Source organism: Ensifer sp. LC11, from assembly GCF_001695835.1.
Classification (GTDB): Bacteria; Pseudomonadota; Alphaproteobacteria; order Rhizobiales; family Rhizobiaceae; genus Ensifer.
In genome coordinates this window covers 1-13,482 of the sequence record NZ_MBSO01000048.1, presented here as the reverse complement: position 1 = coordinate 13,482, position 13,482 = coordinate 1, and the positions used below count along the sequence as shown (strand labels likewise).

At 63.2% G+C, this 13,482-nt stretch carries 12 protein-coding genes; 6 read left to right on the top strand and 6 right to left on the bottom strand.

Annotated elements, in window-relative coordinates:
- Window positions 1-166: 166 nt before the first annotated feature.
- From BBX50_RS25415 to alr, 5 genes are all read right to left on the bottom strand, one after another.
- Window positions 167-907 (bottom strand): SDR family NAD(P)-dependent oxidoreductase, encoded by a 741-nt coding sequence (locus BBX50_RS25415; protein ID WP_065778071.1) that lies wholly within the window; start codon window positions 905-907, stop codon window positions 167-169.
- A gap of 12 nt (window positions 908-919) precedes the next feature.
- Window positions 920-2,410, bottom strand: coding sequence for an amidophosphoribosyltransferase (purF, locus tag BBX50_RS25410; RefSeq protein ID WP_065778070.1), 1,491 nt, complete (start codon window positions 2,408-2,410; stop codon window positions 920-922).
- A 145-nt stretch (window positions 2,411-2,555) separates the two neighbouring features.
- Complete coding sequence (locus tag BBX50_RS25405; RefSeq protein ID WP_065778069.1) at window positions 2,556-3,176, bottom strand: CvpA family protein; 621 nt, start codon at window positions 3,174-3,176, stop codon at window positions 2,556-2,558.
- A gap of 128 nt (window positions 3,177-3,304) precedes the next feature.
- Window positions 3,305-4,708 carry a DNA repair protein RadA gene (radA, locus tag BBX50_RS25400; protein WP_065778068.1) on the bottom strand — a complete coding sequence of 468 codons (1,404 nt, stop codon included), beginning with the start codon at window positions 4,706-4,708 and terminating at the stop codon, window positions 3,305-3,307.
- Between the two features lie 157 nt (window positions 4,709-4,865).
- Window positions 4,866-6,005 (bottom strand): alanine racemase, encoded by a 1,140-nt coding sequence (alr, locus tag BBX50_RS25395; RefSeq protein WP_065778067.1) that lies wholly within the window; start codon window positions 6,003-6,005, stop codon window positions 4,866-4,868.
- A gap of 141 nt (window positions 6,006-6,146) precedes the next feature.
- On the opposite strand from alr, the gene BBX50_RS25390 reads away from it, so the two are divergent.
- From BBX50_RS25390 to BBX50_RS25380, 3 genes are all read left to right on the top strand, one after another.
- Window positions 6,147-7,004 carry an AraC family transcriptional regulator gene (locus BBX50_RS25390; RefSeq protein ID WP_065778075.1) on the top strand — a complete coding sequence of 286 codons (858 nt, stop codon included), beginning with the start codon at window positions 6,147-6,149 and terminating at the stop codon, window positions 7,002-7,004.
- A gap of 122 nt (window positions 7,005-7,126) precedes the next feature.
- Complete coding sequence (locus tag BBX50_RS25385) at window positions 7,127-7,780, top strand: AzlC family ABC transporter permease (protein WP_065778074.1); 654 nt, start codon at window positions 7,127-7,129, stop codon at window positions 7,778-7,780.
- Window positions 7,777-8,079 (top strand): AzlD domain-containing protein, encoded by a 303-nt coding sequence (locus BBX50_RS25380; protein WP_065778066.1) that lies wholly within the window; start codon window positions 7,777-7,779, stop codon window positions 8,077-8,079. Before BBX50_RS25385 ends, BBX50_RS25380 begins: the two co-directional genes overlap by 4 nt.
- Before the next feature lie 85 nt (window positions 8,080-8,164).
- Here BBX50_RS25380 and BBX50_RS25375 read toward each other — a convergent pair whose 3' ends face one another.
- On the bottom strand, window positions 8,165-9,667 hold the full coding sequence (locus BBX50_RS25375; RefSeq protein ID WP_065778065.1) for a replicative DNA helicase: 1,503 nt from the start codon (window positions 9,665-9,667) through the stop codon (window positions 8,165-8,167).
- A gap of 333 nt (window positions 9,668-10,000) precedes the next feature.
- On the opposite strand from BBX50_RS25375, the gene BBX50_RS25370 reads away from it, so the two are divergent.
- From BBX50_RS25370 to BBX50_RS25360, 3 genes are read left to right on the top strand one after another with little or no spacing between them, the layout of a single operon-like run.
- Window positions 10,001-10,444: a MarR family transcriptional regulator gene (locus tag BBX50_RS25370; RefSeq protein WP_065778064.1), complete on the top strand. Its 444-nt coding sequence runs from the start codon at window positions 10,001-10,003 to the stop codon at window positions 10,442-10,444.
- Window positions 10,445-10,449: 5 nt separating this feature from the next.
- Window positions 10,450-12,144, top strand: a complete 1,695-nt coding sequence (locus BBX50_RS25365; protein ID WP_083213803.1) for an MFS transporter — start codon at window positions 10,450-10,452, stop codon at window positions 12,142-12,144.
- 17 nt (window positions 12,145-12,161) lie between these two features.
- On the top strand, window positions 12,162-13,268 hold the full coding sequence (locus tag BBX50_RS25360; RefSeq protein WP_065778072.1) for an HlyD family secretion protein: 1,107 nt from the start codon (window positions 12,162-12,164) through the stop codon (window positions 13,266-13,268).
- Window positions 13,269-13,482 lie beyond the last annotated feature (214 nt).

Here is a 13,482-nt window from a genome sequence, read left to right as displayed (position 1 = left end):
CAGGCTGTCGAGCGTCACCATCTCGAGTGCGGTCTGTTCGGGAGCGGGTTTCTTCAACATAACCCAGTGAATCAAAAACCCCCGGCAAACGCCAGAGGTTTGTCAGCAGTCTGAAGGCCACCGTGGTGACACGGTGGCCTTTTTGGTTTGGGCAATGCCTCGAAGCCTATTCCGGCATCCGGTAGTCGACGATCTTGTCCTCGCGGACGATATAGAGCTTGCCGGTCTCGGTCTGGTCGGGTCCGACCAGCGGCAGGAGCTTGGCGGCAACCTCTGAAGGATGCGGTACGGTCTCGGGATCCTCGCCAGGCATCGCCTGGGCGCGCATCGCCGTGCGGGTGGCGCCAGGGTCGACCGAGAGGATGCGCAGCGGCAGGCGCTGCGTCTCGCCGGCCCAGGTGCGGGCCAGAGCCTCGACGGCCGCCTTCGAGGCGGAATACGGGCCCCAGAACGGCTTGCACTTGTGCGCGGCACTCGAAGACAGGATCAGCGCGCGGCCGGCGTCCGACTTGATCAACAGCGGCTCCAGTGAGCGGATCAGACGCCAGGTGGCGTTGACGTTGATGGTCATCACCTTGTCGAACACCTTCGCCTCGACATGGCCGATCGGGGAAATCGTGCCGAGCACGCCGGCATTGGCGACCATGATGTCGAGCTTGCCCCAGCGCTCGTTGATGGCGCCGCCGAGCTTGTCGATCGCCGGCATGTCGGCGAGGTCGAAGGGCACCAGTGTTGCCGAGCCGCCAGCCGCCTTGATCGCGTCGTCGAGCTCTTCGAGACCGCCGACGGTGCGTGCGCAGGCGACGACATGGGCACCGGCCTTGGCCAGTTCGAGAGCGGTGAAATAGCCGATACCGCGCGAAGCGCCGGTGACCACGGCCACCCGGCCTTTGAGATCGATCGTCATTTTTTTGTCTGATTATCCGTTGCTGGCGAGAACCGAGAGTTTGCGGACATTGCTGGCGCCTTCCTGATCGAGGAGGCGGGTCGGATAGTCCCCGGTGAAATAGTGATCGGTGAACTGCGGCGACTTGGGATCGCGCTTCTCGCCGCCGACTGCCTCATAGAGGCCGTCGATCGACAGGAACTCGAGCGAGTCCGCGCCGATGTACCGGCACATGGAAGCAAGGTCCGCATGCTGGTTGGCAAGCAGCTTGTCACGATCCGGCGTGTCGATGCCGTAGAAGTCGGGGTGGAAAATCATCGGGCTTGCGACGCGCACATGCACTTCGCGCGCGCCGGCGTCGCGCATCATCTGCACGATCTTTACTGACGTGGTACCGCGCACAATCGAATCATCGACGAGAATGACGCGCTTGCCGGCGATCATCGCGCGGTTGGCCGAGTGCTTGAGCTTAACGCCGAAGGCGCGGATCTGCTGTGTCGGCTCGATGAAGGTGCGGCCGACATAGTGGTTGCGGATGATGCCGTATTCGAAGGGAATGCCGCTCTGCTGAGCATAACCGAGGGCGGCCGGCGTGCCGCCGTCCGGCACCGGGACCACCACGTCCGCCTCAATGGGCGATTCTTTGGCGAGATTGATGCCCATGTTCTTGCGCGACACGTAGATGCTGCGGCCGCCGACAACCGAATCCGGCCGGGCGAAATAGACATATTCGAACAGGCAAAGGCGCTCGGGCTGCGAGACCTCGGGCTTGCGCGAATCAATCGAAATCGAGCCGTCAGGCTGGATCTCGCAGATGATCACTTCGCCGTTCTCGACGTCGCGGACATAGGTGGCGCCGATGATATCGAGCGCACAGGTCTCCGAGCAGAAGATCGGCTTGCCATCAAGTTCGCCCATGACCAGCGGGCGGATACCGATCGGGTCGCGTGCGGCGATCAGCTTGGTGCGCGTCATCGCCAGCATCGAATAGCCACCTTCCATCTGGCGGATGGCGTCGATGAAGCGATCAGAGGAGGAGGCCTGCTTGGAGCGGGCAATCAGGTGCAGAACGACTTCGGTGTCGGACGTCGACTGACAGATGGCGCCGTCGGCGATCAACTGGCGGCGAAGGGTGAGACCGTTGGTAAAGTTGCCGTTATGGGCGACCGCGATGCCGCCGACTTCGAGTTCGGCAAAAAGCGGCTGGACGTTGCGCAGTGCCACTTCGCCCGTCGTCGAGTAGCGCGTGTGGCCGATCGACATGAAGCCCGGGAGTTTTGCGAGCGTCGCAGGGTCGGTGTAGTGGTCGCCGACGAGGCCCATGCGCTTTTCGGTGCAGAACTGCTTGCCGTCGAAGGTGACGATGCCGGCCGCTTCCTGGCCGCGATGCTGGAGCGCATGCAGGCCGAGCGCTGTCAGCGCTGCCGCGTCCGAATGCCCCAGTATGCCGAAGACGCCGCACTCTTCATGCAGTTCGTCGCCTTCGAGTTCATCGTGGATTTCCATGGATCTGAGATCGGTCATCACAGTCGCCTTTGCTCCGTACCGGTGCGCATATCGTGATCAGGCCCGCCGTCTTCAAGCGATCTTAGCTGAAAACGGCTGCGAGCGTTATTCCCCAAAAGGACAAAGCCCGCGGGGCGGGCTTTGTCGGCAATTCGTTCCTGTCTCAGCCGTTGGTGGCCGGTGCGTCGTCCGCGGGCGCCTGCTCCGGCGTCGTCGGTGTCTGGCCGGGTGCCGTTGCCGGCGCTTCGCCTTCACCTTCGCCGGTCGTGTCCTTGCCGCGCAGGCGGTCGAGAATGGTGGCGTCGGCTTCTTCCGGCAGGAGCGCGATCAGCTTGTTGCCGAGATTGTCGAGCAGCGGCTTCGATTTGGCCTGGGTGACCCAGGTCGGCTGCTGCTGCGGCGCGACCAGCCAGTTGAAGAACAGCATGGCGACGACGACCAAAAGGATGCCGCGGCCGGCGCCGAACAGGAAGCCGAGCGTGCGGTCGAGCGCGCCGATGCGGCTGTCGATGATGAAGTCGGCAATCCGCATGGTGATGAAGGAAATGATGATCAGCGCGATCAGGAAGATCACTGCCGCCGAGCCGATCAGCGCGACGGTATCACTGTTGGTGTACTGCTTCGCGTAGGGCAGGAGATGCGGGTAGAGGAAATAGGCGGCTGCGGCCGCACCCACCCAGCTCGCGACCGAAAGCACCTCGCGCGAGAAGCCGCGGACCATGGCCAGAATTGCGGAAAACAGGGCGACGCCGAGAACGATACCGTCGAGAATTGTAATGGGCATTTTGTCCTTACTCCGGACCCGGTTCGTCCGGGTCTCCTCAAGCCTATCCGCCATCGGCCCTGCTTGCCGTTCAGGGCATTTTCAGCCTCTTCGCGCCTCTTGGTGGACGGTCTGCGGCATCCGCATCTTCAGTCTTCGTCCTGTGCCGGTCTCAGCGCATTTCGCGATCCCGCGATGCGCGCCACCAGATCCGGCAGGTTTTCCATCTCGCTCCACCGGCCATTGCCGTTTTTGGGCAGTTCGGTCGAAGCGGATGGCAGGACCGCCTGCGAGAACCCGAGTTTCTCGGCTTCCTTAAGGCGTTGTGCGGTATGCGCAACCGGCCGGATGGCGCCCGACAAGCTGACTTCGCCGAAATAGACGCAATCTGCTGGAAGGGCAAGCCCGGCAAGCGAGGAAACCAGTGCGGAAGCCACAGCTAGATCGGCGGCAGGCTCGGAAATGCGGTAGCCGCCGGCAATGTTGAGATAGACGTCGTGCTGGCCGAGCCGTACGCCGCAGTGGGCCTCGAGTACCGCAAGGATCATCGACAGGCGGGCGGAATCCCAACCGACGATGGCGCGCCTGGGTGTGCCGAGCGACGTCGGGGCGACGAGGGCCTGCACCTCGACGAGCACGGGGCGGGTGCCCTCCATGCCGGCAAAGACTGCCGCCCCCGGCGATTTCTCGTTGCGCTCGCCGAGAAACAGTTCCGACGGGTTGGCGACTTCACGCAGGCCCTTGTCGGACATCTCGAAGACGCCGATCTCGTCGGTCGGACCGAAGCGGTTCTTGACGGTGCGCAGGATGCGGTAGTGATGACCGCGGTCGCCTTCGAAATAGAGCACGGCGTCGACCATGTGCTCGACGACGCGCGGGCCGGCGATCTGCCCTTCCTTGGTGACGTGGCCGACGAGCACGACGGCGGTCCCTGTCTGCTTGGCAAAGCGGATCATCGCCTGCACGCCCGTGCGCACCTGCGTCACCGTGCCGGGCGCCGAATCGACGATGTCGCTCCAGAGCGTCTGGATCGAGTCGATGATCACCAGGTCCGGCCGCTTGCCGTCGGCAAGCGTTGCGAGGATGTCCTCAACATTGGTTTCGGCTGCAAGCAGCACGTCGCTGTCGGCAGCGCCCAGGCGCTGGGCGCGAAGGCGCACCTGCGCAACCGCCTCTTCGCCCGAGACATAGATGACGCGATGGTTGCGGCGGGAGAGGGCGGCCGCTGCCTGCATCAGCACGGTCGATTTGCCGATCCCCGGATCGCCACCGACGAGCAGCGCCGAGCCGCGTACGAAGCCGCCGCCGGTCACGCGGTCGAGTTCCGAAATGCCGGTCTGGATTCGCGGTGCGTCCTCGATCTCTCCGGAAAGCGTGGTGAGCGCCACCGGACGTCCCTTCTTCGGTGCCCGTGACGGGCCGCCGCCGATGCCCGCCGTCGGGTTGTCCTCGATGATGGTGTTCCACTCGCCGCAGCCTTCGCACTTGCCCACCCAGCGGGTGTGGACCGTGCCGCAGTTCTGGCAGATGAATTGTGTGCGGGCTTTCGCCATCGGGATCGACTTTCGGAATGTGGAGGCCATCGGCACCCTGCGGAGCGAGCGGGCGCCGATGATCAGAGAATCACTATTGCCGTCACATAATGCCGCAAAGCGTGGAACAAAAGGTGAATTTCAGCGAAGTCAGCAAGGTTTTGGTCGGAAAGGTGCCTTAGGCGGCGCCGACATAGTGTCTGACATAGCGATGGCCGAGGCTGGTCAGCATCTCGTAGCCGATCGTTCCGCCGGCGCGTGCGACATCGTCAACAGCGACGTGGCGGCCGAAAAGCTCGATATAGTCACCCGGCCGCACCGCACCTTCGGGAAGGTCGGTAACGTCGAAGAGGCTGAGGTCCATGGTGACGCGGCCGACATGCGGCACTTTCTGGCCATGCAGGAAGCCGAATGCCCCCGATGGTCTTGCCTGCCGCAGGGTGACGCCGCCGCCCGAGACCGAGCGATGATAGCCGTCGGCATAGCCGACCGCCACCGTGGCAATACGGCTGTCGCGATCGAAGCGGGCGGACGCACCGTAGCTCGCGGTGCCGCCGGCTGCGACGTTGCGAACCTGGATGATCCGTGCTTCGGCGGTCACCACCGGTTTCATCGGGTTGGCGACGTCATTCACCGCCTCGCCGCCATAGACGGCAATGCCCGGACGGGTCAGGTCGAAGTGATAGTCGGGTCCGAGGAAGACGCCGCCGGAGTTGGCAAGGCTGGCATCGACGCCTTCATAGGCAGCGGTTGCTTCATGGAAGCGCCGGAGCTGGTGGGCGTTCAGCCGATGCAAGGGATCGTCGGCGCTGACGAGATGGCTCATGATCAGCACAGGCGAGAAGCTCGCTGGCCGCGCAGGATCATTGGCGAGCGCCACCGCAGACTCGACCGACAGGCCAAGTCGGTTCATTCCGGTATCGATATGCAGCACACAAGGATGGTCCCCACGGTCGGACAGCGCCGCCATGAAGACGGCAAGCTGCTCGTCGGAATTGATGACGGGCACCAGGTCGTTGTCGAAGAACAGGACCTCGTTGCCCGGCCACATGCCGGCGAGAATGTAGATCCGGCCGTCCGGCACGAGAGGGCGCAGCGCCGCGCCTTCTTCGGCATTGGCGACAAAGAAATCGCGGGCGCCGGCCGCATAAAGCGCGGGGGCTGCCTGCTCGATGCCGACGCCATAGGCGTTCGCCTTCAGCACGGCCGCGGCGCGTGCTTTGCCCGAGCGTGCGTTCATCGCCCGCCAGTTGTCGGCAAGTGCGCCAAGGTCGATCGTGAGTCGGTTGGAGGCGGAAAGGAATTCTGGACGGAGCATGCCGGGCACTCTGCGTGGATGATCCAAGAGCAATACAGCCAACCGCCGAGCGCCGCAAATGTTCGCCTGTCGCAACCGGGCCTGCGCAAGACGAGCACTTTTGTGCAAGACGCGGGTACGCCGGGCCATTATGGTTCCCTGATGCAGACGATTTCGCAGGAAGAAGCCATCGATGTCATGCCGATTGAGGGCGCCGAGCGCACCCGCTTCTGGCGCGACTCTCGCTTCATGGGCATGGAATGCCTGACCGCGACCTTCATCACTCACGAATTTGCCCCGCATGCGCACGAGACCTTCAGCATCGGCGCCATCGAGGCCGGCTCGCAGATCAGCAAGATCAAGGGCGAGCGCTCCGAGGCGGGCCCCGGATATTTTTACCTGATCAACCCCGACGAGATCCACGATGGCCATCCCGGCGGCCGCGGCTATCGCTATCGCATGGTCTATCCGAGCGCCGAACTGCTGGTGAACATCATCGAGGACGTCACCGGCCGCGCTTTCAAGGGCACACCGTCCTTCTCCAAGCGCGTCCTGCAGGCTCCGGACCTGGCTCTCTCCTTCCATCAGGCGCACCGGACCCTCGAGGTGGCCGGTGCCACGCTTGAGGCCGAGGAAAAAATGTTCGCCGTGCTGGCCGCAATGTTCGAGCGCCACGGCAGCACGATCATCACGCCGATCGAAACGCGGGAGCAGTCCGCCGTGCATCGGGCGCGCGACTATCTTGCCGAAAACTATGCTGAGGATGTCGGACTTGAGGAACTGGCGAGGGTTGCGGGCCTCAGCCGCGCTCACCTGATCCGCGCCTTCCGCAAGGAATTCCATATCACGCCGCACGCCTTCCTGACCGACAAGCGCGTGCGGGCGGCCAAGGCACTGTTGCGTCACGGCTGGTCGGCCGTGGATGCCGCCTATCAATGCGGCTTTGCCGATCAGGCGCATTTCAGCCGCCACTTCAAGGCACGCACCGGCGTGACGCCAGGCGCCTTCCGCGCCGGCTGATCACTTTCGTTCAATACGCCAGCCACCTGGGGCCCTAGAGGTTTTCCGTTTCACAGGTGAACGGAGGCAGAGTTTTGCCGGAGAGAAGTGCATTCAAGGAGTTTCGGGCCGCCGTCATGGCGATGACGCCTCTGATCGTTGCGGTGATGCCGATCGGCCTCGTCTTTGGCGCGGTGGCAGCTGGCAAGGGGCTCACTCCCGCGGAAGCGACGCTGATGAGTGCGCTGGTCTTCGCAGGCGGATCGCAATTCGTCGCGATGGACATCTGGACGCATCCGGCCTCCTGGGCGGCGCTCGGCTTCTCGGCCTTGCTCGTCAACATCCGCCACGTGCTGATGAGCGCCTCGATCGGCGGCAAGCTCGATGGCTTCTCCGGACCGGCACGCTATGCATCGATGCTGCTTCTGGCCGACGAGATCTGGGCGATGGCCGAGATGCGCGCAAGCGAGAGGAAGCTGACGCCCGCCTGGTTTGCCGGGCTCGCCGTCCCCTTCTATTGCGTCTGGGTGCTGGCCAGCCTTGCAGGGGCGCTGCTTGGCGCCTTTCTCGGCGATCCGAAGGTCACCGGGCTAGATTTTGCCTTCCCGGCCGTCTTCATCGTGCTGGTCATGGGCTTCTGGAAGGGACGCGAGACCGGCGCAGTCCTGGCCGCGAGCGCCTGTGCCGCCGTGCTCACGCATCAATTGTTGCCGGGTGTCTGGTACATCGCGGCTGGAGCCGCTGCTGGCGTTGTCGTCGCCGTTCTCTCAGGCAGCGGCAAGGAGGCGCACGCATGAGCGTCGATCTGAATACCCTATTTGCAATCCTGGCCATGGCCGTCGCCACGGTCGCGACCCGTATCGGCGGGCTCGTATTGATCCGCTATGTCGCGATCGGGGAGGGGCAGAAACGAGCGCTTGAAGCCATACCGCCCGCGGTGCTGATGGCGGTCATCGCGCCGACGGCCTTTGTGACAGGACCGGCTGAAACGATTGCTGCCGCCGCAACGGCTCTGGCGGCAATGCGGCTGCCATTGCTGGCATCCGTTGCCGTCGGCGTCGTCTCGGTGGCGCTGCTGCGCCTGTTGCTGGGGTAGGGACCGGGGCTGTCTTTGAAGTGAGAGCGGGATGGGAAACCGCAAACATTTTTCCCATCCCGCTCCGGCCGCCCCCACGGGATGGTCAGTGTTCTTCGTACTGGGTGAAGGAGGGATCGGCGAGATCGGTGAAGCGCGTGAATTCCGACTGGAACGCGAGCTTGACGGTACCGGTCGGTCCGTGACGCTGCTTGGCGATGATCACGTCAGCCGTGCCCTTCACCTGTTCCATCTTCATCTTCCACTCTTCGTACTTGGGGTCGAACTCGTCGCGCGGCTCCAGGTTTTTCACGTAGTATTCCTCACGGAACACGAACAGCACCACGTCGGCGTCCTGCTCGATCGAGCCCGATTCGCGAAGGTCGGAGAGCTGCGGGCGCTTGTCTTCGCGGCTTTCCACCTGACGGGAGAGCTGTGACAGCGCGATGATCGGCACGTTCAGTTCCTTGCCCAGCGCCTTCAGGCCCGTGGTGATCTGGGTGATTTCCTGCACGCGGTTGTCGCTCGATTTGCCGGAGCCGGTCATGAGCTGGATATAGTCCACCACCAGGCAGTCGAGGCCGCGCTGGCGCTTGAGGCGACGGGCGCGGGCAGAAAGCTGGGCGATCGAGATACCACCGGTCTGGTCGATATAGAGCGGCACTTTCTGCATCATCTGCGAGCAGGCGACGAGCTTTTCGAAGTCGGCCTCGGAAATGTCACCGCGGCGGATCTTCGATGAGGAGACTTCGGTCTGCTCGGAGATGATACGGGTGGCGAGCTGTTCGGACGACATTTCGAGCGAATAGAAACCGACGACGCCGCCGTTCCTCGCCTTGAAACTGCCGTCAGCCTGGACCTCAGGCTCGTAAGCCGCGGCGATGTTGTATGCGATGTTGGTGGCAAGCGAGGTCTTGCCCATGCCCGGACGTCCGGCAAGTACGATCAAGTCCGAACGCTGCAGGCCGCCCATGCGGGCATCAAGCGACAGGATGCCGGTCGAAATGCCGGAGAGGCTGCCGTCACGCTCGAAGGCCGCACCCGCCATGTCGATTGCGAGCGCCACGGCGTCATTGAACGACTGGAAGCCGCCATCATAGCGGCCGGTTTCCGCAAGCTCGAACAGCCGGCGCTCAGCGTCTTCGATCTGGCCCTGGGGCGGCATGTCGAGCGGCGCGTCATAGGCGATGTTGACCATGTCTTCACCGATCGTGATCAGCGAACGGCGCAGCGCCAAATCGTAGATCGCCCGGCCATAGTCTTCCGCGTTGATGATCGAAACGGCAGCACCGGCGAGGCGCGCGAGATATGTTGCGACGGTCACGTCGCCGACCTTCTCGTCGGCCTTCAGAAAGGTCTTGATGGTGACCGGGTTCGCCATCTTGCCCATGCGGATGATGTCGCCGGCGACTTCGTAGATCTTGCGATGCAGCGGCTCGTGCAGGTGCACGGGCTTGAGGAAGTCCGAGACGCGATAGAATGCGTCGTTGTTGACGAGGATCGCGCCGAGAAGGGCCTGTTCGGCCTCCAGGTTGTTCGGCGCCTCGCGATAGTGCTGGTCCGCCTGATCCTTGCCGGTAGGGGATAGCTTTCGCGCCGCGTCGTTCATGTCGTTTTATCTCTGCCTCTGTCTGGTGTGGCATCGGTTTGCGTCTTACCGCGGGCCGGGTCAAGTGCACGGGGGACACAGTTGTCGAGCGTGTTGCACGAGCTCGGCGCTGTTCCCGTTGTTCGACTGATCCACAGGCAGGGTTCACAAACGCGCAGAATTTACCATCGCCACAAAATTGGCCGTTGACGTCGCGAATCACCGAACCGTTCGGGCAGGGCGAAGTCTAGCGCCGTCTGCGGCCACCACAAAATCCCGGTCTTGAAAATCCACCGCATTCGGATTAGATAGAGGCTATATAATTAGCATGCTAGTAATATGGAAAAGATATTAATGTATCAGCCCACCGTGAACCGCGAATTGTTCGACGCCCTGTCGCTGGTCAATCGCAAGCTGCGGGCCGTGTTCGATGCGCGGGTGAAGGAGAGGGGCCTGACGCTGTCGCGTGCCCGCGCACTCTTCGCCTTGACTAGGAAGGACGGGTTGAACCAGCGGGAACTTGCCGATGAGCTCGACATCGAGACGCCGACGCTGGTGCGCCTGCTCGACGGCATGGAAAAGCAGGGCTTCATCGAGCGGCGGGTCGAGGCCTCCGACCGCCGTGCCAAGCAGATCCATATGACCGCGTTCGGCCGAAACGTCGCCGATGACATCCTGCGGCTTGCCGACGAGATCCGAGCCGAGGTGCTGCGGGGTGTCGATACGGACGAACTCGCCGTGACGCTGAGAGTGGTGCGGGCGATTGCCGATAATGTTCAATCGCTGGCGCGGGAGTGACGACGATGAGCGCAGTCGTGATGGCTGCTGCAAACGATAGCCGTGGTGCCGCGCCGGCGGAGATCGGTGCGGTCGACGGCGACCAGGCGAAATTAGCCGCAGCGCCAGCACCGAGCCCGGTGCAGGCCGAAAAGGGTCTGGCCCAATCGGCGGTCTATGTCTTTGGCTCCATTTTCCTGTTCCTGACCCAGGGCCTGGGCATGAACCTGGCGCTCGCCAATCTCACCCAGGTCCAGGGGTCGCTATCGGCAACGTCGGTCGAGGCGGCATGGCTCTCGGCGGCCTACATGGCCCCCAATGTCAGCCTGTCGATCGCTCTCGTGAAAATCCGCGCCCAATACGGGCTGCGCCGCTTTGCCGAGATCGGCATTGTCGGTTTCGTTTTCGTCTCGCTGATGAACGTCTTCGTTTCCGATCTGCACTCGGCCATTGTCGTGCGCTTCATCAGCGGTATTGCCGCAGCACCAATGTCGACGCTTGGCTTCCTCTACATGCTCGAAGCCTTTCCGCCGGCCCGCAAGCTCACGGTCGGGTTGGCGCTGGCGCTCACCTGCACGACGATTTCTGCGCCGATCACCCGCCTGATCTCGCCGACGCTGATCGAATACGGCCAATGGCATGCGCTCTACACACTGGAGATGGCGCTGGCGCTGATAGCCCTGCCGATCATTTATCTGCTGCCGTTGACGCCGGTGCCACATGCCAAGGTTATCCAGCGCCTGGATATCCTGAGCTACCTGCTCGTCGCCACCAGCTTCGGTTGCCTCGCCATCGTATTGAGTATGGGGCGCCTCTATTGGTGGTTTGAGGCACCGTGGCTCGGCGTGCTCCTCGCCGCCGCGATCGCTTCGTCGACGGCGGCAGTGCTGATCGAGCTCAATCGCGCCGTGCCGCTGATTGATGTGCGCTGGCTGGCATCGAAGGAAATTGTCCACTTTGCCGCGGTTCTGTTGATCTTCCGCCTTGTGGCGTCCGAGCAGTCGGCGATCGCCACGAATTTCTACCAGCAGCTCGGCCTCCAGTTCGAACAGGTGGCAACGCTTTACTGGATCATCCTCGGCGCGGCGATCTCAGGCGGCCTGCTGTGCGCGGTCCTGATGAGCCCGCAGCATTCGGAGCGTGTGCATGTCCTGGCACTGGGGCTGCTTGCAACCGGCGCCTACCTGGACAGCCAGGCGACCGGCCTGACACGGCCGGAGCAGATGTATCTGAGCCAGGCGATGATTTCGGCCGGAACGGCACTTTTCCTGCCGCCGGCTATGGCGCGCGGTTTCAAGGCGGCGTTGAGCAAGGGACCGAGCTACATCCTGAGTTTCTTCGTGGTTTTCATGTTCACCCAGAACATTGGCAGCCTGGCCGGCACCGCGGCCTTCGGCACCTTTGTCGCTGTTCGTGAGAAGTTCCATTCCAACATTCTCGCCGAGCAGCTCGTCCTGTCCAATCCGCTAGTCGCCCAGAGGATCAACCAGCTCGCCGCCGCCTACAGCAAGGTGGTGGGCGACAGGGCTCTGCTGAACGGTGAGGGCACCGTGCTCCTGTCGCAGCAGGTGACCCGTGAGGCCTACATTCTCGCCTATAACGATGCGTTTCTGCTCGCCGCGGTGATTGCCGCGTGCGCGCTCGCCGGTCTGCTCCTCCACATGTTCTACAAACGGTTCACGCAGCGTTCGGCCGGCCCTGCATTGATACCCGCCGCTTGATTGATTGGTTTGATATCATGTTGAAATTTCTCCGCTCCCCGACGGCTCTTGTCGTTCTGCTGGCCGGTATCGGCGGCATCGCTCTCGTGCTCTATGCGTGGCGGTTGCCGCCATTCCACAGCTCCGTAGAGATGACGGAGAACGCCTATGTGCGCGGCTACGTGACGATCATGAGCCCGCAGCTTTCGGGTTATGTCGCAGAGGTTCCGGTGCATGACTATGAGACCGTCAAGGCCGGGCAGCTGCTGGCGAAGATCGACGATCGCATCTATGCGCAAAAGCTGGCGCAGGCGGAAGCAACGCTTGCCGGACAAAAGGCCGCGCTTGCCAATTCCTATCAGCAGGAGTTGGCCGCCAAGGCCGGAATTTCTGCGAGCCAGGCACAGCTCGACGGCGCCAGGGCCGCATTCAACCGGGCGCGCGCCACTTGGGATCGCATCCGGCCCTTGGCTGAGAAGGGTGTGGCGACGCGCAGCGACGCCGATCAGGCGCGCGCCGGCTTCGAGCAGGCGAACGCCGCCGTCAACCAGGCTGCGGCCGGGCTCCAGGTTTCGAAGCAGGCGCTGGCAACGACGCTTGGGGCACGTGCCGGATTGGAGGCGGCAGTCACTGGTGCTGGGGCCGCGGTCGAGTTGGCGCGAATCGATCTCGACAACACCTGCATCGTCGCACCACGGGATGGCAGGCTCGGCGAGATTGGCGCCCGGATCGGGCAGTATGTAACCGCCGGATCGCAGCTTCTGGCGCTGGTGCCGAATGATGTCTGGGTCGTTGCCAATTTCAAGGAGACACAACTCGAGGGCATGAAGGCCGGCCAGCCGGTTACGATCGCGGTAGACGCCTTGCAAAAGAGCGAGCTGACGGGACACATCGAGCGCTTCGCTCCGGCGGCCGGTTCGGAATTCAGCGTGATCCGCCCTGATAATGCGACCGGCAACTTCACCAAAGTGGCCCAGCGCGTCGGCGTGCGCATCGTGGTCGACCCCGGACAGCCACTTGCCGATATGCTTTCGCCCGGCCTCTCGGTGGTCGTGCGGGTCGACAAGGACGCGCCGACGCAGACCTCGGCCGATCAGGCGGCCAGCCGCGCAATGCCCGCTGCCCTACGCGGCTCCGGCGCCTGATGCCACCGCATGACAGGGCGCGGTAGCGGTCGCATTTCTTTGTTTTTGATTGCACCGACAGCTGCCAAGAAAAAAGCCCGGATCGATGATCCGGGCTCAGACCGCTGACAAACCCGTCGATTTTTCGGCGGGTTTTGTTTTGTGGATTTGGTGCTGACGTTGGGGCGGGTTTCCGGGTGGCAAAAGTGGCGGCCTGCGCTCACGCCGGTCTCGG